Source organism: Agarivorans litoreus (genome assembly GCF_019649015.1).
In the GTDB taxonomy this organism is placed as follows: Bacteria; Pseudomonadota; Gammaproteobacteria; order Enterobacterales; family Celerinatantimonadaceae; genus Agarivorans; species Agarivorans litoreus.
Window position 1 is genome coordinate 2,424,239 of the sequence record NZ_BLPI01000001.1, and the last position, 19,577, is coordinate 2,443,815.

Genomic DNA, 19,577 nt, shown 5'->3' on the forward strand with positions numbered 1-19,577 from the left:
AATTAAGTATTCCAAATTCGGGGGCGTACCGCTGAGTGGCCTAGGGTAACCGGGCGAATAAGCGCCCAAGCCGCTTCAAACTCTTGCCTTACTTGTTCAGCGTTATCCCCTAAATAGCGCAAAATGATAAGGCTGCGCACTAATGTGATGCCCACCTCTGCACACGCTAGTTGTTCGCGTAAATCTTCTAATAGCTGCTTTTGGGCTAATTCGCTGAGCAAATCTACTGTGGCTAACATGCAGGCGTATACGTGTTTGCCAGCCAAGGCTGCTGGGTTAGCAGCAGTATTGGCGTTATCGATGCGGGTATTCTCAATCAGCAATGGGCGCTGTTCGCGATACACCTTGATAGATTGCATCAACTCGCCGTGGTCAAAGTCTTCGTCACTGGCTTTACGGCCTAAGCAGGTAATTTCCCAAGCGATTAGTTGAGCATTACCTTGCAACATGAAGTGACTGTCTAAGCGGCCTTGCGCGCCATTAAATACAATGGTCTCTGGCGGCAGCCACTCTAAGCTGCTGTTGTCTTGTAAATGAAATCGCTGCTCTTGGCGTTGCTGTTGGCGGGCCAAGTTAGAGCGGTATAACTTGCCTGATGCTGGGGTAGTAAGTACCACTTTACTGCCAGCCAAACATTCCACATTCATCAGCAGGTGATCGCCCGCCACTAAGCCACCGGGTGGATGTAATAAATACACATGGCAACAATCTGGTGCTGCCAGTTCTGGGTGAAAAGGGCGTTGTACCCGCAATGGTCCTTGGCTTTGATTTAAGGTTAAGCGAGTTTTATTAGCGATAGGGGCAAAGCCCAAATCAAGGGTGGCTACCCAACCTTGCTTAATGGGGGCGTGCGAATTGCTGCATGCGGTTTGCTCTTGCTGACTCACTGTTATCCTTCTTTGATGGCTGGGAGTGATTTTTCTCTGCTTAATAGAGCAAGAACTAAACCAGTTTTATCGAGCTAACCTAAGAGCGGCTCCTATTCAAAATAACGTAAAATCAGCAGCTTGCGGTGGATCATTTTGGTGCGTAATGGCCAAAATGGTGCGTTTTTTTGGTGTTTGTTTATTGTACGATCATTTTGGTGCGTTTATTTGAGGCAAACGCTCATGTTTTGTGCGTAGAATTATTAATGACACATGTATTATTTATGTAAGTTATTGTTTTTAATTATTATTTTCTACTTGGCATAGTCGATGCTCTAGCTTGTTTAGCATTGCATGAGGTACCGCATGCTCTAAAGGACTATAAAAAATAGGAAATATAGCAATGACACAACATAGCAAATGGAAGAAGATCGCAACGGTTGCAAGTGGTGTAGCACTTGCCTTCTCAATGAATGCAGCTCAAGCCGCAGAAACCATTAAAGTAGGCGTATTGCACTCGTTATCAGGCACCATGGCTATCAGTGAAACAACACTGAAAGACACCGTGCTTATGATGATTGAAGAGCAAAACAAAAAGGGTGGTTTATTAGGTAAGAAGCTAGAACCTGTAGTGGTTGACCCAGCATCTAACTGGCCTTTATTTGCCGAGAAAGCACGTGAGCTACTGGATAAAGAGCAAGTAGACGTTATCTTCGGTTGTTGGACTTCGGTATCTCGTAAGTCTGTTCTTCCGGTAATTGAAGAGCTAAACGGTATGCTTTTCTATCCTGTTCAGTACGAAGGTGAAGAAAGCTCTAAAAATGTATTCTACACTGGCGCTGCGCCAAACCAGCAAGCGATTCCAGCGGTTGATTACCTAATGGACGAAGAAGGAGTAGAGCGTTGGGTTTTAGCCGGAACCGACTACGTATACCCACGTACTACTAACAAAATCTTAGAAGCTTACCTGAAGTCTAAAGGTGTAAGCGACGCCGACATCATGATTAACTACACGCCATTTGGTCACTCTGATTGGCAAACTATCGTTTCTGATGTGAAGAAATTTGGTGGTGCAGGTAAGAAAACAGCGGTTGTTTCAACCATTAACGGTGACGCCAACGTTCCTTTCTACAAAGAACTAGCTAACCAAGGTATTTCGGCTGAAGATATCCCAGTTGTTGCTTTCTCTGTAGGTGAAGAAGAACTATCTGGTTTTGATACAACCCCTCTAGTTGGTCACTTAGCGGCTTGGAACTACTTCCAAAGTGCAGACAGCGAAGCAAACGAAGCGTTTATTGCAGCTTGGAAAGCCTACACGGGCGACGACAAGCGTGTAACTAACGACCCAATGGAAGCCACTTACATTGGTTTCCAAATGTGGGCTGAAGCCGTTGAAAAAGCCGGTACTACCGACACCGACCCTGTACGTGAAGCAATGTACGGTATCACTGTGCCTAACTTAACTGGCGGTTATGCAGTAATGAACACTAACCATCACTTAACTAAGCCTGTGCTTATTGGTGAGATTCAAGCTGATGGTCAGTTCGACACTGTATGGCAAACAAGCGGCGGCGTAATTGGTGATGCTTGGACAGACCACCTAACTGAATCGGCTACTATTGTTGCTGATTGGACTGCCCCAATTAAGTGTGGCAACTTCAATATTAAAACTGGCCAATGTTCTGGTCAAAACTACTAAGGAACTGTTGCGCTTTTGAGCTCAACAGCCCAAAAGACAAATAGAACCTAGGTACGCGTAAACAGCTAAGTGCCTACGGGCACTTTTTAAAAGGCGCGGCTGAGTAATATCGGTAGCGCCTTTTTTGTATTGAATCAATCAAGAGTAGGGATTGTTTTGAGCATATACATATCTCGCTTTGCACGCTTGTTGGCCGGTGTTTTACTCATGCTTTGGGTATTACCAGCTGCAGCAAGTGATTGGGAGCAGGCAGTGCAGGCCTTAACTGCAAAAAAAAATAGTCAAAAACAACAAGCTATTGAACAGCTAATTGCTAGCGGAGACAAACGTAATAGTTTGATCTTCGAAAGCTTATTAAGCGCCAATTTGTACTACCAAAAATCAGATAAAAAAGTAGTAGTAGCGGCTGAAGATGGCGGTGTTTATCACTTAAGTTCAGTGATTGATGGCGCTGATTTAGGCACGGTTAAAAAATCTAAGATTAAGAAAATTACCGTTAACAACAAAATTCGTCGGCAACTGCGCAATGGTTTAGCACTTATTGGCTTAAATGCTGAACAAGCTACCGACCGTATAGCAGCCATTCGCTCGTTAATGAATGATGCTGACCAATCATACACACCACTAATCGAGCAGCGTTTGGTTGCTGAGCAAGACAAAGATGTGATTGCCAAACTAAAAGAAATGCAGGCGATTATTAATCTGCAATTTGGCGACACCGCCAAGCGTTTAGCTGCGGCCGAGCTACTGGCAGGTCAATTAGATCCTGCCTCTCGTAACGTATTAGTTAAGCAGCAAGCTAGCGAGCAAGAGCCTAAAGTACTAGCCGCCATTGATAAAGCCATTGCTACCAATGATCAGCTGTTACAAATAAACAGCGTGGCCGAGAACATCTACTTTGGTTTGAGCTTAGGTGCGGTACTGTTGTTGGCAGCGGTAGGCCTTGCGATTACCTTTGGGGTGATGGGCGTGATTAACATGGCCCACGGCGAAATGATCATGCTGGGTGCTTACACCACCTATGTGGTGCAGCAATTAATGCCAAACAACATTGAATGGTCGTTGCTGGTGGCAATTCCTGCCGCCTTTTTAGTGTCTGGTTTGGTAGGTGTATTAATTGAGCGTGGCGTGATTCGTTTCTTATACGGTCGCCCGCTAGAAACACTATTAGCCACTTTTGGTTTAAGCCTTATTCTACAGCAGGCGGTTCGCAGTATTTTTGGTCCGCTAAACCAAGCGGTAATTACCCCGCAATGGATGAGCGGCTCACTAGAAATTAACGGCGTATTGTCTCTTACCTACAACCGTCTCTACATCATCATCTTCAGCTTTATGGTAGTGGCACTACTGTGGACAATTTTGCGTAAAACCTTCTTTGGTTTGCAAATGCGTGCGGTAACTCAGAATCGCCCAATGGCTAACTCTATGGGCATTCGTTCAAGCTGGGTAGACGCCATGACCTTTGGTTTAGGCTCTGGCATTGCCGGTATTGCTGGTGTGGCATTAAGTCAGTTAACTAACGTAGGCCCTAACCTTGGCCAAAACTACATTATCGATTCCTTCATGGTAGTGGTATTTGGCGGCGTGGGTAACCTATTTGGCACAGTGATTGGCGCACTTACTTTAGGTGTGGCTAACAAGCTAATGGAACCGTTTGCCGGTGCCGTATTAGCCAAAATCTTGGTTCTAGTGTTCATCATTCTATTTATTCAAAAACGTCCTCGAGGCTTGTTTGCCTTGAAAGGTCGTACGGTGGAGGACTAAAGCATGCCTAAATCTGTATTAGTTCGATTTTTAGTGAAAGACAAAGTGGGCAACGCCATGTTGCTGGCTTTGTTATTGTCGGCGATTTTGGTGCCGTTAATGAGTTTGGCGCTTAGCCCCGAGAACCCTTTGCACCTTAGTTCTTACTGGGTAACTTTGTTGGGTAAATACCTATGTTATGCCTTGCTCGCCATTGCAGTGGATTTAGTGTGGGGTTATTGCGGTATTTTGAGTTTAGGTCACGGTGCCTTTTTTGCACTGGGCGGCTACGCCATGGGCATGTACTTAATGCGCCAAATTGGTGACCGTGGTGTATACGCTAACCCAGAATTGCCAGACTTTATGGTATTCCTCGATTGGTCGGAATTACCTTGGTATTGGCTGGGTTTTGATATGTTCCCCTTTGCTATGTTGATGGTGTTTTTGGCACCGGGCATTTTGGCCTTTATCTTTGGTTACTTAGCCTTCCGCTCACGTGTAACCGGTGTGTACTTGTCAATTATTACCCAAGCCCTTACTTATGCGCTGATGTTGGCATTTTTCCGTAACGACATGGGTTTTGGTGGTAACAACGGCTTAACCGATTTTAAAGACATTCTAGGTTTTAGCTTGCAAGCAGATTCAACCCGTGCGGTGTTGTTTGCCTTAAGTGCACTAGCCTTAGCCGGCGCTTATGTATTGTGCCGCTGGATTGTGAATTCAAAACTTGGTCGAGTATTAATTGCAGTGCGCGACAGCGAAAGCCGTACCCGATTTATCGGTTACCGCGTAGAGCGCTTTAAGCTGTTTGTGTTTGTAGTTTCGGCAATGTTAGCTGGCGTAGCTGGTGCTTTGTATGTGCCGCAAGTGGGCATTATTAACCCGGGTGAATTTGCGCCGCTTAACTCCATCGAAAGTATTGTTTGGGTAGCCGTTGGTGGCCGAGGCACTCTGTTTGGCGCGGTATTTGGTGCGCTGCTGGTTAACTTTGGTAAGTCTTGGTTTACCGGTGCATTCCCAGAACTATGGTTGTTCTTCTTAGGCGCCTTGTTTGTGGTAACGACTTTGTGGTTACCAAAAGGCGTGGTGGGTTTGTATGGCAGTATCAAAGCTAAGTTGCAAGAAAGAGCAGCAACTAAAGTAAGCACTGCTGCTGTAACTGAGCCAACTCCAGCAACCGAGAAAAAAGCCGATCCAGCGGAGGGTGCAGTAAATGCGTAGTGTACATATTCCTCAAGACACCATCTTGTATGTAGATGGTGTAACCAAAAGCTTCGATGGTTTTAAAGCCTTAAATAGTTTGTCGTTAATTTTAGAGCCTGGCCAAATGCGTGCGATTATTGGCCCCAATGGTGCCGGTAAAACCACCATGATGGACGTAATTACTGGCAAGCTTCGCCCCGATGAAGGCACGGTATTTTTTAATAACGATATCGATTTAACCCAGCACGACGAAGCCGAAATTGCCAATATTGGCATTGGTCGTAAGTTTCAAAAACCCTCGGTAATCGAAAACCTAACAGTATTCGAAAACCTCGAATTAGCCTTGGCCGGACGCCGTGGTGTGTTTGAATCTTTGATGCATAAATTGTCTTCTAGCGACAACAAGCAAATTGGCGACACCTTGGCGCTGATTCGTTTAGCAGATAAGCAAGAATGGTTAGCTGGCTCTTTGTCGCATGGTCAAAAACAGTGGCTAGAGATTGGCATGTTAATTATGCAAGAGCCACAGTTATTGCTCATTGATGAACCCGCCGCCGGTATGACCGACGAAGAAACCGCCCTCACCGCCGAGCTGTTTAAAGAGCTAGCTAAAAAGCACTCTTTAGTGGTGGTAGAGCACGACATGGATTTTGTAAAAGCGCTAGATTGCCCAGTAACGGTATTGCACGAAGGTTCGGTATTGGCCCAAGGCACCCTTGAGCAAGTGCAGCAAAATCAGCAAGTCATCGAAGTTTACTTAGGGCGCTAGGAGGCGAAGGAATGTTAGAACTTTCTAAAGTAGATAGTCATTACGGGGCTAGCCAAGCGCTTTACAATGTAGGCCTAAGTGCCGAGCTGGGCAAAATAAGCTGTGTACTCGGGCGTAACGGTGTGGGTAAAACCACGCTGCTAAAAGCGCTAGCGGGTCAGCAAAGCATTAGCGCCGGCAGCATTATGTTTAACGGTAAAGACATTAGCAAAATGTCGGCGGCGCAACGTGCTAAACAAGGCATTGCGATTGTACCGCAAGGGCGTGAGATATTTGGCCAACTAACGGTGCTGGAGAATCTTAAAACTGGGTTTTCGGTATTGCCTAAATCGGAGCGTTTTATTCCCGACGAAATCTTTCGTTTGTTCCCAGTGCTAAAGCAAATGCTGGCGCGCCGCGGCGGAGATTTATCGGGTGGTCAGCAGCAACAATTAGCGATAGCGCGTGCTTTAATCATGCGCCCTAAGTTATTGATGCTAGACGAGCCTACCGAGGGGATTCAGCCCTCAATTATTAAAGACATCCAAAAGGTATTGGCACTACTGCGCGATCGCGGCGAAATGGCGATTGTATTAGTAGAACAGTATTTTGATTTTGCGGTAGCGCTTGCCGACAACTACACCGTATTAGATCGCGGCAATGTGGTATTGCAGGGTAGCAAAGACGAAGTAGATGAAGCCGATGTGAAACGTTGGATGAGTGTTTAGATCTTAACTCGCGTTAATGATATGGCCGCTCAGTAGAGCGGCTTTTTTTGTTCGTGCTGATAGCCTGTATTCACACCTTAACTGGTTGATGGACAAAACGTGTTTGAGTTGTCACTTGTGCAAAGGTATTTCGGATTAGCGGAAGTATGGAATAGTTGGAGCTAACGCCTTACTCAGGCGCACATTTTGTGTAGTGTTTTTGTGCAAAAATTATAGCTTGCAACACTTGCACAAAAACGGCGTAGCAAAATGTGTCGCTTGGAGTAACTTGTTAGCACTATTATCCACGGAGTAACGAATCTACTTTTCCTGCTATTTCCTCAATGTTGTCATCAAAATTAACAAAAAGTTTATCTCCCAATAACGGCAGTTGTTTTAATAAAGATTCGTCATCACCGACCATTAGAGGTAGTAACTTCGTTTGTTCGGAACCTATTTCAGATGACAACACTGCATTTAACTCTTTCATAGGCCATGATTTTTTTACCGACTCTTCAGATATAACAGCAATTACATACTTAGACTTCTGTAAAGCAGTGTTGATTTTAGCAACAAGGGAATCACCCCATTTAATTTCAAAACAATCAACAAATGCATTTATCCCTCGTTCTGCTAATGCAGCATGTAGCGGTAAAGCCACATCAGATTTATTTTCACTAGCGTGACAGATAAAAATATCGTACATATCGAATACACCTTTTAACTTTTTTATAAATTCAGGAGGATTACTCTCTAGCTCTAGCACTTTCTTACATAAGTTTAAATATGGAGAGTGCTCTTCACCTTTAACCATCTTGATGAAACTTAGGTTTCCATAAATTGCTCGTTTATAAATAGAACCATCGAGATTTTCCATATTAATTTCAGAGTCAGTCACATGGTATCTGTGTTTAATAAAACGAATTTCTGCAGCTCGTAAATCTTTACCCCACTCGTTTATCATGGCGCGTGTTTTTCTAACAAATTTACGGTTTACATTAACGCCCTCGTTTACAACCAGCCCAGTAACCTCTTGTCGCTGAGACTTGTGTTGTAGTCTTGTTTTATCATGGCTAATTTCAAAACCAGCATCTTTAATAACCTGTTCTAGTAACTTTCCAACGCGATGTTTATCTTGTCCGTTATCTTGAGTTTTGCGTTCAACTAAGATACTTGGAAACGGCTTATTGCTAGAAAATGTAAGATCATCAGCATATCTTGTGTACGTTAAGTGAAACTTTTTAGCTATTTGAACAAGCTTTTTATCTAGTGATGTAGCAGCTAAATTTGACAAAATAGGCGAGGTACTTGCGCCTTGTGGCAAACGACCATTGTGAGTGCATAATTGAGCCCAGGGCGGGATCGCACTTTGTTAACTAATATGATCTAATTGTGCCAAACCCTCAGCAGCACAGTCATTTTGAACCTTATTGAACACTTATCTGTTGTAGAAGATACTCGATCGGACATCAACCAGAAACACAACCTTATTGATGTTATGTTCCTTGTGATCAGCGCTATCGCATCGGGATGCGAAGGTTGGCAAGACATTGAATTTTTTGGAGAAGAAAAACTCGACTGGTTAAGAAAATATCGACCATTCGAGCATGGCATCCCTCGAAGACACACGATAGCTCGCATCTTGCGTTCCGTTGTTGCGGAATCTTTGCTTGAAGCTTTGGCTCTTTGGATTAACGAACAACGAACTACTCAGAACAAACCCATTATCGCTTTTGACGGAAAGGTTCTACGGGGCTCCTATCGTAACGACAGGAAAACAGCATTGCAGTTGGTCACGGCTTACGACACCGAGCGTGGCCTCGTTCTAAGCCAAAAGCCGACTGAGACTAAAAATGGTGAAATAAGCATTGTTCGTCAAATGCTTGATGTCATTAATGTAAAGGGTAGTGTTGTCACGGTTGATGCACTGCATTGCCAGCGTGAAACACTAGAAAAAATCAAAGAAAAACAAGCGCATGTTGTTGTCCAGGTTAAGAATAATCAGCCCAAGCTTAGAGCGGCTGTTGTGGAGCAGTTCCAAGCGATTTTTGATGCAGGTAAAGAGAAAATAGTCACCGAGGTCAAAGAGAAAAAACATGGTCGCAGCGAAGAGCGATACGTATTTCAGATAAAGGCCAAATTGCCCGACGAATTGGCGAAGAAATGGCCGACGATAAGAAGCATCATAGCAGTGGAACGCCATCGTGTGATCAATGGTAAAGGTACTGTAGATACCTCTTACTACATTAGTTCTTTGTCGCCAAACCACAAACTACTGGGCCATTATATTCGCCAGCATTGGCGGATTGAGAACAGCCAACATTATGTTTTAGATGTTGTTTTTAAAGAAGATAGCTCTCGTATTACTTTAGATGGTGCCGTTGAAAACATTGCGTTATCTAGACGTTTTGTGATGAATATGCTCAAGCAATGCGAATGTGGTGCGCCGAGCCAAAAAGTGAAGCTGAAGAAAGCGGGTTGGAACGATGATTATAGGGCAAGAGTCTTCTTTGGGTTATAAATCCATCAAAGTATGCTCCCGCCCTGTAATTGAGCCAATACTGTGGCTGCAGGCCCCCCCATATTAAAAGGAGTATTTCTAAATATCCCTTGTACGCGACCAAAATTTACTGAGTGGAAGAAATCTTGAAGATCAACATTGAGAACATAATTCTTTTTCTTATGTTGTTCAGCATTGGTAATAATACTTTTGCCACCTCCTACAAATCCATGAACTGGTTTTTTAACACGATAGTGAGCCTCAATTAATGGCCTAACTTTGTTTTGTAGTATTTTTATAGACTTCTTTGGGCTATCAATAACCCTTTTCTTTCCAGATTTTTTTATGATGGTAAATGATTCATAGTTTGGGTTTTGAGAGTAGAGAATGTGTAGAAGTTGACCAACAGGGATTTCAAGTATGTTAGCAACATCATTGTCACTTTTAAGCCCAATAAAACGCTCTTTAGCGATCTCAACATCTCTCGTTAAAAATGGAGATAGCTTTGGATTTTTCCAATTGTGCGAACCGTTGTTTGAAACTTTTTCAGGTTCAAAGGATGCGATACTGAATAGTAACTTGTTAAAAAGGTTACTCATCGAAATAACTAGTTTTAATAAATGGTTTCAACCCAATCACCTTGCGCCATTTGAGCCATCGAGCAAATCGATAACATCAGATACAGTTGTAGCCGAGCATATGTTACCCGGAGTTCCAAGTCCGAAGCAGTAACAACTTCAGACATTTTGGGTTGAAACCAAGCACAGCGTACACAACATGTTCAAATTTTGGTAGTGAATTTTGGATCGTGCTAACAGCTTCTTAAGAGGAAAAATTCCTTGTTTAAACAGGGGATTCTTCCTCTTATCATACATTTGATAAAACCCAGATTATCACCTTTCCTAAGCTGTATCAGCTACCTAGCTCGAAAAATAACAAAAACATCAGCACAAAGAATGCAAGCCTTTGTGGATAAAAGGAATCACTATTTATATGTCTATAAGCACAGTGCTTTGTTCAGAAAAGTAGAAAAATTATGGGTACATAGGTTTATTAAGATTAGTTTTGAGTGAGCTCTAACACGTAGAGGAGCACTAACGCGTTAATTAAAACCAAATTATTTATCAGCTTAGAGCTAATCATTTAATTTAGTCTACATTCTTAACCTTAAGCCTTTCTTCATCATTCACCGCTTTTGCTCGCCGCTCACAGGCGCCGGATTGGCAGTTTTGCAGGCAAAGCTTCCATAGCACGCGCTTAGCTTCTGGCTGTATATCGGCCAAGTCATTGATACAAATTGCTCCCTGAGCAAGCAATTGTTGTAGCTTATCTACCGAGAGGCTTAACTGGATCCTTGGTGGTGTTGCAGAGTGATGTTTCATGGTTATGTCCAAACACTTGTTGCGAATAGTTATCATTAACTATCGTTGAGCTTGGAGCAAGGTTTTGTTTGATGTTTGTTCGCTTTTATACCAATCACACTAAGTAAGTGATCAGAAATAACGCAGTTATCGAGTATTTTAACCAGGTAGAATGAACAGTGACTTAGTACGATTGGTATTATTGCTTGGAGCAACAAGGCTTAAGGGCTTATCTGCCCTTAAGCTCGCTTATTACGCTACTATTTTTGCTGCTTAATCAGCGCTTTTATCTCGCTTAGCTCTTGCTGTAGTTCTCGCAGACTCGGCTCGTTGGTGCCTTCGGCGAGGCTTTTTTCTTCACGTACTTTAGCGTGTTCTTGTTCCATCACATTTACCACAATGCCAATCACCATATTAAGAAAGGCAAATGCCGACAGGAAGATAAAACTAAGGAAGTAAATCCAACTTAGGCTGTATACCTGCATGGTTTCGTACATTACGTCGGTCCAATCTTCAAAGGTCATCACTCGGAACAAGGTGAGCATAGAAATGGCAATGTCGCCCCACAGTGTTGGGTTAATGGTTTCGAACAGGGTGCTACCAATGGCGGCGTAAATGTAGAAAATGATGAACATTAGCAGCATTACGTAACCCAGTTGCGGCAGGGCTTTAACCAGCGAGGTAAGCAAAATACGCAGCTCGGGAATAATAGACACCATTCGCAGTACCCTAAATACCCTAATTAGGCGACCAACTACGGCTAGTTCAGAGTTTTCGATAGGGACTAGGCTTACCAATACAATTAGGGTATCGAAGACATTCCAGAAGTTATTAAAGAAGTGCTTTTTATTGGGCTCGGCAATAAAGCGAATACTAATTTCGACCACAAAAAACAGGGTAATGAGGTAGTCGAGTATGATGGTGGCAGTAATAACTTTAGGTGGCAGCGAGTAGGTTTTTGCGCCAATTAGCAGGGCGGAGACCAAGATCACTGAAATCACAAACAACTCAAATAGCTTGTTACTTTTAAGGCGTTCAAATTGGCTTTGTAGGTTTTGGCTTTTTGTGGTCAATGTTTGTTACTGCAGTGTTAAGAAATACTGTAAGTGATTTTGCAGCAACCTTGGCCGTTAACTCAAGCATTCAAGATGAAGATTAGCGTGTTAAGCGCTATTAATGGGTTTGTTGATAAAGCTCTTGGCATTGATTGTAGGCTACCAGTACGTTGTCGAACTGCAGTTTAAGGTCGATGTTGTGCTTTTCGGCTGTGCTAAGGCAATGTTTGATATCTGAAAAGGTAAATGCCCCTTCTAAATAGCGACTGGCGTAGCGCGGCGGCACACCCACTATCGACATTTGGCGCGCTTGAAAATCGTTTAAGCCGTATTGCTTGTAGTGTTCACTAGGGTATTTTTGCTCATTAACTGAGGCTGTTTGTTGGGGGCTTTGGCAAGCGGCTAGCCATAGAGTAAAGAGTGGAATAAAGACTATGGTTTTGAAAGCGGCCACACTAGATCCTTGTGTGAGTTTAAAGAGAGCATTTTAGCGAAAAGTGTTTGCAGTTCAAGCCAGAGTAGATGCTTATGATTGCTTAGCAAATTAGGCTGCAAAAAAGCCGCTTTAAACAAAGCGGCTTTTTTAGGTTTAGCAAAACAAACTTAGTTTTCTAAGCTAGTTTCTGCCTCATGGTCTTCTTTTTGCGCTAGTGCGGCTTGAGCTTTGGGCGCATCTAGGCTTAGCTCGCTGCTGCGGTTGGCTAAGCGCTCTGGGGCCGATTCTGCTTTCATTTGTAGGTTAGAGCTATTGTATTCATCTACTACTTTACGCTGCTCGTCGTTCATAGCAGCGGTGCCTGCGCGGTTGCCAATGCTGTGCATTAGTTCGTGATGAAGTTCGTCGGCTAAGTTCTCGTCACCATGCATGGTCATAATATGGCGAGGGAACATTAAGTTAGTGCTACCAATGCCAGCAAAGGTAGAGCTAATGACTCGAGTTACAAACAAACGTGGCTGAATGGTTGAGGTGAACACGCTGGTTTCTAGGCTAGTGCTGTCGTTATACCCTTTACCAAAGGTGCGCGTATCTTCTTTTACCGTGCCTTTACACTTGAAGTAAACCAAGCTTGATTCAAACTGAATTTCGCTCCAAAACGGATGGCTTAGGTTGCTAAGCAAACGGCCAAAAATGGCACAAATGGTGGCAGCAACTAACAAGGTAAGAATGGTAAAGAAGCTTTCAATGGTAGTTTGAACAAATGCTGGTCCGGTTTCATCATCCAGTAGCTCAAACACCACACCGTCGAAGAAGTTGGTGTAAGTGGTTAGCGGAGTGAGTGCGTAAAACACCAATAAGCTGGCGATTAGCAGTAAAGCCTGAGCCAAACTGGTTGAAGCAATACGCATTTGTTTGCTTACTGGTTCGTCGTTTTTCTCAACAGTTTTTGGTTGAGTTTCTTGAATCAGTTCGCCATCAAATTCTCCATTGTTAGGATTTTGACGAGCACTCAAAGGTTTATAAACACGGTTTGGCACCTTTTTGTAGCGACGGCGCTCCATCACTTGGTGGGTAAACTCGTTGAATATATCCATTGGGCGAGCGCCTACTTCGCTGGTGCGAGGCAGTTTGTCGGTGATCTCGGTCGTTGGGTTAGCTTGTTTGGCACGTAAGGCGGTTAATCCTAAAACTAAACCACAGCTAATGATTGCAAATACAAAAATTAAACCCAACCAGGTAGAGTTGCTATAGCTGTTGTAGGCCAAATCTAGCATTTGGGTTGCCCAAGTCATGCCCTCGCTTAGCTCTGCTTCTATCTCTAAACCACGTAGTTGAGCGGCAATAACATCTTGGTATTGGCCTAGCTCGTAAGCAAAGAGTTTGCCTAGAAGCATATTAACCAGTACTGGCACACTTACACATACCGCCACCATTTTAACAAAGCCAAAAGCGCTTACGGTTTCGATACCACGACCTAAGCTGCGGTTAAGTGGGCGGCCAGCTTTAAACCATACTAAGGCTACGTAGCAGAGTAAGGTAAAGGCAAAAAATGGCATTAAGATAGTGGCTTTATCGCCAGCTAAACCCACCGAAGTAACAAAGCTTAAAATGGCAAAAGCAAATAGCGCCACCAAGGTTTGTACTAATGCCCCAACAATGCGCTGCGCCAAGTTTTGAATTGGGTAAGGCACAAAGGTGATTTTGGGGAACAGGGTGTGCAGCATTCTGGCTACTAAACCCACGGGTTCTTTAAAGGTGTAGTTTTTACTGCCCACCAACATTGATTCAATTTGCTGCTGGTCGTAGGCAACGTCATTTTGTTCACGTCGTGCGCTATCTTGTTCAGACGTTGCATGGTTATAAGACAGTGAAGTAGGCGCTGAGCGTCCCACGTAAAAACGCATTACCTGCATTAAGCCACGCCCTAGTGTCCATAGGCCGTTGGCCATTAACACAAAGCCGATGATGGCGAAGGTCCACCCAGTAATTGGGTGGGTTTGTACTGCACTTGCTACGTTTAATAATGAGAGTAAACCTAGCAGCGCTGTGATGCCGCCTCGAATGGCACGCAGCGTGCCTTCAAAGCGGAAGGGATTGCGGATCCCTAAGTCGAGTGAGCCATGTTCAAAAGACATGTTAGTTCCTTAAACGATATCTTGGTTTAAATAAGAGTTTGGTAGCCGTCGGCGTCGGTTTTCGGTTCTGCACTTGTGTTTTCAGAACTAGGCGTTGCTGCAACGGCTTGGTTTGCTTTGGCAAAAATCTTAGGAAGCTGTTCTTCTAATGAACCACCAAATGCCAGACGTAGTTTGCTGCGCAGACGACCAACAGTTAACCCAATCGTTAGCTTGCCAATAACAAATCCGACAATTAGCCCTAAAAATGCCCAGCCATAGCTAACACTGTTACTGTGTGCAACATCAGAAAAGTTGGCAATTAAGTACGGAGTATCAAGTAACACATAGGGGATGGCTGTAAAAAAGGACAATATGCCATAGTGGCTAATGCCAGCGCCCGCCCAAAAGGCGTTCCAAGCAAACAGTATCGCCAACATGCCAATAATGAATGTGCTCCATTTTTCTAGTTTTGCGGCAAATCCTTGTAGCGGAATAATCCGTTTAGCAGCATTTATGCTTTGTTGGTTCGTGGTGTAACCTAAGAAATCATTGGAATGAATGTAATACCCAAATCGAAAGGTTTTCTTGGTTTTTTTGTCTTCGCCCCATAGGGTTGAAATCATCCGCGTTGAGGGTGGAATATCGGGCTTAAAGTCGATGCCCATGGTTTCAACTTTGCCATTTTCATCTTCTAAATAAATGTTGGTGCCGTCGTTATAAACTTTTGCTCCACCGTATATTTTTGTGACTGAAATGATGTTGTAGTCATAATCTTTATTGCCCACTCTAATGGTGGTTGGGTGAGATATTTCCATTCTGTTCTCGCTACTGCAATTGGTCTAGTTAACTCAAAAAATGGACGCGAAACGCCCATGTGCGCAGATTTTGCGGGAAGAATATTACACTAACAATGCGCTTAAACTAAAGATTATTATAATATTCAAAAAAATGTCATTGCTTTGATTTATATGACTTTTGATTGATTTTAGGGCTGTATTATTGAGCGCTGCATTAGTATTTATGCAGTGGAAAATTTTGTCACTTCTCTTTGGGTAGGCTAATGTGCTGACGCAACAACTCAGCTGAATTGGCAGCATTAGCTTGGCAGACAAATAAGCCTATTTGCTCATAACCACCCATCATTTGAGTTTTAGGTAAAAACTCAAGATATAACCCACAGCCTGGCCCATTGTTAATAATCATGTTGTAAGCAGGCGGAATGCCCATTTGCTCCATGAGATGAAGAATAGCTTGTATGGCTTGCTGCATCCCTTCCACCAATTGGTGCTGCTCTATGCTGTTGAGCTGATGCAAGTAGCGTTTGTCGCTGTCTTTCACAATTAGCAGCATGTCTAAAGGTCGCTTCATAAAATACGGCACGATTAGCTGCAATTCGCCATAGTCTTTTACCAATAATTCGCTGGGGTTCTCTTCTAACATGTAGCGGCTAAAGGATTTGTTGTGGCGTTTTCTAAAGCGCAAGTTATTGAAAAAGTGCTGCGGCAAAATATTGCTATAGGCGATTTGCTGGTGGCCATGCACTAAAGATGCACCGGCCGTAGCGCCAAAGTTTTTAATAATAGACACGTAGCCACTTACTACGTCTTGATTCACTTTGGTCTCTGAGCGCGCCATAAAGTCGGTGGGTTGGCATAACAGATTCTTTTCTAGGTTTGCTAAACGCTGAAAGCTAATCAGCGCATCGGAGAATGGTAGGTTATGCCAATCTTTATCGTGTAGTGAAGAAGTCCATTGCAATAGATGAAAACCATAGGATGCACGGCCTTGGTGTTCTGGGTCTTGGTGGAGGAAGTAGTCGGCGTTTTCTAAAGGAATATCTTCGATAGGGTGAAAAATGGGGTAGAGGTTTTTGTTGATAAAAGTAAATCCCTCGCTGTGCTCGGCTATATCGAGAATATCGGCGCTTAAGCCTTCACAAATAGGGCAATGCTCATCTTCTTTAACTGCAGTAGGTTGCGCTGTAGTGTGAACCCGTTTAGCGCGGGCAGAGTTATAAATCACTAAGTTACCGTTGCGTGGGTCAATTTGACAAACGCCGTCTGGAGCAAACTGTTTTAGTTGCGGATCTTGGCTAATGTTTTCTAGTAAGTGATGAAATTGAAGCTGGTCAAGATCTTCACTTAAGGCAAGCGATTTTGCTAAGGCAAGAGGTAACTGTTTGCTCATTGACGATCCTTGTTTGCTTAATCCAAAAAGAAATGAGTAAGACTTGCACGGCTATTTGATTATAGGTGATGAACTTGCGACGCGCGGATTAATGCTGCTTGCTTGAAACAAAAACTGGCAGCGCTTGGTCTTTGCATGTAAATGGAAAGTAAAACTCTAAAAGTGGAAGCCTTTCTGAGGCTTAACAAGGTGAGTTTAAGCCTTAAAAGCGCTGCTTTGGTTAAAGTGAACCAGCTTGTAATAAAAGCATTACAATTTTTCAGTGTACAAGTGTACGCTGAAATAATAAGCTGGTCGGCGACTTGTTAAATTTAGGTAACAACATGCAGGCTGCAAAGCACTACAGCGCGAAAGAAGAATTACTGAATGTAGTTTCTCACCTGATTGGTTTGCTTATCTCTGTGGTGGGTTTGTTTATGTTACTGAGCAAAGCCGAAGGCCTAACTGAAGTGGTGGCTGTAAGTATTTATGGCGGGTCTTTAGTCTTGTTGTTTTTGGCCTCTTCTCTTTACCATGCGGTTAGCTATAGCGCCTGGAAGGCTGGCTTAAAGCTGTTTGATCACTCAGCGATTTATCTGTTAATAGCCGGCACTTATACACCAATATTGCTGGTGTCTTTTGACGGTTGGTTATCGCTAATTTCGATGATTGTAATTTGGACATTAGCGGCTTTTGGCGTGGGTTTTAAGTTGCTCACAGGCACCCGTTTTCCCAAAGTATCACTGAGTACTTATTTGGCGATGGGGTGGTTGTCTTTGGCGTTAGCTTATCCCATGTATCAGCATATTGCGGGCGAAGGTTTGTGGCTATTAGCTGCAGGCGGAGTGTTGTTTAGCGTTGGTGCGCTGTTTTATGTGGCTAAACATAAACCTTACACCCATGCTATCTGGCATGTTTTTGTAGTCGCAGGTTGTGCTTGCCATTTTGCTACGGTTTACGGCTATATCGTTTAGCGCTTAACTTAGTCAGCTTGATATTAATAATATGCCTCGCCTACCTTTTGGCGATAAACCACATGTTGTTCGCCATCGGGATCTTGGTAGACAAATTCATCTTCACTAATCGAAATGATTTGGTCACACCATTGTGTACCAACTGGCAATATGTCTGGGTGGGATGTTCGGCTAATGGTTAAACAAATCGTCGTGCCCAACTCGCCAGAAATCTCGTAACGGCCATCTATTCTAAAATCAGCAATGCTGTCGGGAAAGGTTCCCCAGCTGTTAATGGTGCCGTCGGCATTGTACTGGTCGTAACCCCAAATGGATTGGCCTTGATCTTCAGAGCTTCCCCACAAACCAATTAGCGAATCTGGATTTATTGCATCTTGGGCATGCAGTAAACCGCTGGTTAATAATAAAGGCAGTAACAAAATAGATAATTTCATGTTTGTACCAGGCAAATACATTTAGTTACTTTTCTATCAGTTAAGCTTTGGGTGGTCAAATGCTTAGGTGATTTTACTCTCCTAGCCAAACCAGTTTTGGCAAGGCGCTTAAATCCAATTTGTCTCCTTGTTGGGCGGCGACCATTGTTGCTGGTTGGGATAGTGAGGCTTGAATGGCTGCCAGCAGATCTTGTTGTACTTGCTGCTCTCCATGCACCAGTATTAGCGGAGGAGCGTTATCGAATTGTTGGTACCAGTGGATCAACTCTGCTTGGTCGGCATGAGCGGAAAGCCCGCCAATCGTATGTAGCTTGGCGGCAACTTTAACCGGTTTGCCGCGAATAGTGAGATAGTCAGCCCCATCTACTAGCATGCGACCTGGTGTGCTAATGGCTTGATAACCACAAATAATAACATCGCATTCGGGGCGCCATAGGTTGTGCTCTAGGTGGCAGCGAATACGCCCGCCATTACACATGCCACTACCCGCAATAATAATTAAGCCTTGGTTTATGTCATTAAGCTCCATGGATTGTTCGGTGCTTTGAATAAACTCTACATTTGATAGCAGTGGATGCTCTCCCGGATGCTGCCGAGTAAAACGCTTAAAATCGTCATCCATCACCGGGTAATTGTTGATATATACCTTGGTGGCTTCGATAGCCATGGGGCTATCTAAACAAATTCTCCAGCGCGAAAGGTCCCATTGCTTGGCGTAGAGGTGAAATAAATAGAGCAGTTCTTGGGCGCGCCCTACCGAAAAAGCAGGCAATAGAATATTACCCTGGCTACCGCTAATTGCCGCTGCAAATATTTGCTCCAGTTCATCGATGGTTTGCTGCCAGCTACGGTGTAAGCGATTGCCGTAGGTGCTTTCCATTAACACTAAATCGGCTTCTTTGATGATTTCAGGATCATCTAAAATAGGCATGCCTTTGCGACCTAAATCACCACTAAAGACAATTTTTTTACGGGTGCCTATTTCGTTGATCCATAACTCAACAATAGCCGAGCCAAGGATATGCCCTGCATCAGAGAGTTGTAGGGTAAGTTGAGGAAGTATCTGGATGCTTTCGCCATAATTAAGCGGCTTAAATTGCTGGATAGTTTGCTCTACGTCTTGCTCATCAAATAAGGCTTGTAGGGGTTCTAGGCCTTTTTTTAAACGCTTTTTGTTAAGCCGTTCGGTATCGCGTTGCTGCAGCATAGCGGCGTCTTTTAGCATAATGGCGCACAGTTCAGCCGAGGCCTTATGGGTATAAATTGGACCATTAAAACCAGATTTTACCAACTGCGGTATTCTGCCTGAATGGTCTATGTGCGCGTGGCTAAGAATCACCGCATCAATTTGTGCAGGCTCAAATCGGAACGCTTGGTAGTTGCGCATGGCGTCGGCTTTACCGCCTTGAATTAGTCCGCAATCCAGTAGCACTTGTTTATCATTTACGCTAAGTAGGTGACAAGAGCCCGTTACTTCCTCGGCAGCACCAAGAAACTGTAAGGTCATGGTCATGATATCAGTCCTTCTTCAAACAAGGCCTAGATCAAGTGTAGTTCAGCTGCAG

At 43.8% G+C, this 19,577-nt stretch carries 18 protein-coding genes; 7 read left to right on the top strand and 11 right to left on the bottom strand.

The genetic code is table 11. The features are described 5' to 3' along the window. Nucleotides 1–2 precede the first annotated feature (2 nt). Nucleotides 3–887 (bottom strand): urease accessory protein UreD, encoded by an 885-nt coding sequence (locus K5L93_RS11295; protein WP_220719933.1) that lies wholly within the window; start codon nt 885–887, stop codon nt 3–5. A 448-nt stretch (nt 888–1,335) separates the two neighbouring features. Between K5L93_RS11295 and urtA the strand changes: the two genes are divergently transcribed. The 5 genes from urtA (at nt 1,336) to urtE (ending at nt 6,987) form a co-directional block, all read left to right on the top strand. Beyond that, nucleotides 1,336–2,565, top strand: a complete 1,230-nt coding sequence (gene urtA / locus K5L93_RS11300; protein WP_246615117.1) for an urea ABC transporter substrate-binding protein — start codon at nt 1,336–1,338, stop codon at nt 2,563–2,565. 156 nt (nt 2,566–2,721) lie between these two features. Continuing rightward, a complete protein-coding gene (gene urtB, locus K5L93_RS11305; RefSeq protein WP_220719935.1) occupies nt 2,722–4,329 on the top strand; it encodes an urea ABC transporter permease subunit UrtB in 1,608 nt (535 codons plus the stop codon). 3 nt (nt 4,330–4,332) lie between these two features. Then, on the top strand, nt 4,333–5,529 hold the full coding sequence (gene urtC, locus K5L93_RS11310) for an urea ABC transporter permease subunit UrtC (RefSeq protein ID WP_152782985.1): 1,197 nt from the start codon (nt 4,333–4,335) through the stop codon (nt 5,527–5,529). Then, nucleotides 5,522–6,280: an urea ABC transporter ATP-binding protein UrtD gene (gene urtD / locus K5L93_RS11315; RefSeq protein ID WP_016403126.1), complete on the top strand. Its 759-nt coding sequence runs from the start codon at nt 5,522–5,524 to the stop codon at nt 6,278–6,280. The genes urtC and urtD overlap by 8 nt, the downstream gene beginning before the upstream one ends. 11 nt (nt 6,281–6,291) lie before the next feature. After that, nucleotides 6,292–6,987 (top strand): urea ABC transporter ATP-binding subunit UrtE, encoded by a 696-nt coding sequence (urtE, locus tag K5L93_RS11320; protein ID WP_220719936.1) that lies wholly within the window; start codon nt 6,292–6,294, stop codon nt 6,985–6,987. 280 nt (nt 6,988–7,267) lie between these two features. Here urtE and K5L93_RS20065 read toward each other — a convergent pair whose 3' ends face one another. Continuing rightward, on the bottom strand, nt 7,268–8,290 hold the full coding sequence (locus K5L93_RS20065; protein WP_373869975.1) for a TIR domain-containing protein: 1,023 nt from the start codon (nt 8,288–8,290) through the stop codon (nt 7,268–7,270). 96 nt (nt 8,291–8,386) lie between these two features. On the opposite strand from K5L93_RS20065, the gene K5L93_RS11330 reads away from it, so the two are divergent. Then, the gene (locus K5L93_RS11330) at nt 8,387–9,487 is read left to right on the top strand and encodes an ISAs1 family transposase (protein ID WP_220721412.1); all 1,101 of its coding nucleotides are present in this window, start codon (nt 8,387–8,389) and stop codon (nt 9,485–9,487) included. 5 nt (nt 9,488–9,492) lie between these two features. Here the strand turns inward: K5L93_RS11330 and K5L93_RS11335 are convergent, their stop codons facing one another. From K5L93_RS11335 to K5L93_RS11365, 7 genes are all read right to left on the bottom strand, one after another. Further along, a complete protein-coding gene (locus tag K5L93_RS11335) occupies nt 9,493–10,065 on the bottom strand; it encodes a reverse transcriptase domain-containing protein (RefSeq protein WP_220719937.1) in 573 nt (190 codons plus the stop codon). Nucleotides 10,066–10,614: 549 nt separating this feature from the next. Continuing rightward, nucleotides 10,615–10,848, bottom strand: coding sequence for a hypothetical protein (locus K5L93_RS11340; RefSeq protein WP_220719938.1), 234 nt, complete (start codon nt 10,846–10,848; stop codon nt 10,615–10,617). Between the two features lie 239 nt (nt 10,849–11,087). Continuing rightward, the gene (locus K5L93_RS11345; RefSeq protein WP_220719939.1) at nt 11,088–11,900 is read right to left on the bottom strand and encodes an ion transporter; all 813 of its coding nucleotides are present in this window, start codon (nt 11,898–11,900) and stop codon (nt 11,088–11,090) included. Nucleotides 11,901–12,000: 100 nt separating this feature from the next. Then, nucleotides 12,001–12,336: a hypothetical protein gene (locus tag K5L93_RS11350; RefSeq protein ID WP_220719940.1), complete on the bottom strand. Its 336-nt coding sequence runs from the start codon at nt 12,334–12,336 to the stop codon at nt 12,001–12,003. 149 nt (nt 12,337–12,485) lie between these two features. Continuing rightward, entirely contained in the window at nt 12,486–14,456 is a 1,971-nt protein-coding gene (locus K5L93_RS11355) for a hypothetical protein (protein ID WP_220719941.1), read from the bottom strand. A gap of 26 nt (nt 14,457–14,482) precedes the next feature. Then, on the bottom strand, nt 14,483–15,253 hold the full coding sequence (locus K5L93_RS11360; RefSeq protein ID WP_220719942.1) for a hypothetical protein: 771 nt from the start codon (nt 15,251–15,253) through the stop codon (nt 14,483–14,485). Nucleotides 15,254–15,476: 223 nt separating this feature from the next. Then, nucleotides 15,477–16,625, bottom strand: a complete 1,149-nt coding sequence (locus tag K5L93_RS11365; RefSeq protein ID WP_220719943.1) for an HIT family protein — start codon at nt 16,623–16,625, stop codon at nt 15,477–15,479. A 323-nt stretch (nt 16,626–16,948) separates the two neighbouring features. Here K5L93_RS11365 and trhA point away from each other — a divergent pair, with 323 nt between their 5' ends. Further along, on the top strand, nt 16,949–17,578 hold the full coding sequence (trhA, locus tag K5L93_RS11370) for a PAQR family membrane homeostasis protein TrhA (protein ID WP_220719944.1): 630 nt from the start codon (nt 16,949–16,951) through the stop codon (nt 17,576–17,578). 23 nt (nt 17,579–17,601) lie between these two features. Here trhA and K5L93_RS11375 read toward each other — a convergent pair whose 3' ends face one another. Both K5L93_RS11375 and K5L93_RS11380 read right to left on the bottom strand, forming a co-directional pair. Beyond that, on the bottom strand, nt 17,602–18,012 hold the full coding sequence (locus K5L93_RS11375) for a hypothetical protein (protein WP_220719945.1): 411 nt from the start codon (nt 18,010–18,012) through the stop codon (nt 17,602–17,604). A gap of 73 nt (nt 18,013–18,085) precedes the next feature. Then, nucleotides 18,086–19,525 carry an MBL fold metallo-hydrolase RNA specificity domain-containing protein gene (locus K5L93_RS11380; RefSeq protein ID WP_220719946.1) on the bottom strand — a complete coding sequence of 480 codons (1,440 nt, stop codon included), beginning with the start codon at nt 19,523–19,525 and terminating at the stop codon, nt 18,086–18,088. Nucleotides 19,526–19,577: the final 52 nt, after the last annotated feature.

Bases quoted from the DNA above. Each gene is read 5' to 3' on its own strand.
- K5L93_RS11360 (WP_220719942.1), bottom strand. From the start codon at position 15,253: ATGGAAATATCTCACCCAACCACCATTAGAGTGGGCAATAAAGATTAT.
- urtE (WP_220719936.1), top strand. From the start codon at position 6,292: ATGTTAGAACTTTCTAAAGTAGATAGTCATTACGGGGCTAGCCAAGCG.
- K5L93_RS11365 (WP_220719943.1), bottom strand. From the start codon at position 16,625: ATGAGCAAACAGTTACCTCTTGCCTTAGCAAAATCGCTTGCCTTAAGT.
- K5L93_RS11380 (WP_220719946.1), bottom strand. From the start codon at position 19,525: ATGACCATGACCTTACAGTTTCTTGGTGCTGCCGAGGAAGTAACGGGC.
- urtC (WP_152782985.1), top strand. From the start codon at position 4,333: ATGCCTAAATCTGTATTAGTTCGATTTTTAGTGAAAGACAAAGTGGGC.
- K5L93_RS11375 (WP_220719945.1), bottom strand. From the start codon at position 18,012: ATGAAATTATCTATTTTGTTACTGCCTTTATTATTAACCAGCGGTTTA.
- K5L93_RS11335 (WP_220719937.1), bottom strand. From the start codon at position 10,065: ATGAGTAACCTTTTTAACAAGTTACTATTCAGTATCGCATCCTTTGAA.
- K5L93_RS11340 (WP_220719938.1), bottom strand. From the start codon at position 10,848: ATGAAACATCACTCTGCAACACCACCAAGGATCCAGTTAAGCCTCTCG.
- trhA (WP_220719944.1), top strand. From the start codon at position 16,949: ATGCAGGCTGCAAAGCACTACAGCGCGAAAGAAGAATTACTGAATGTA.
- K5L93_RS11355 (WP_220719941.1), bottom strand. From the start codon at position 14,456: ATGTCTTTTGAACATGGCTCACTCGACTTAGGGATCCGCAATCCCTTC.
- urtD (WP_016403126.1), top strand. From the start codon at position 5,522: ATGCGTAGTGTACATATTCCTCAAGACACCATCTTGTATGTAGATGGT.
- urtA (WP_246615117.1), top strand. From the start codon at position 1,336: ATGAATGCAGCTCAAGCCGCAGAAACCATTAAAGTAGGCGTATTGCAC.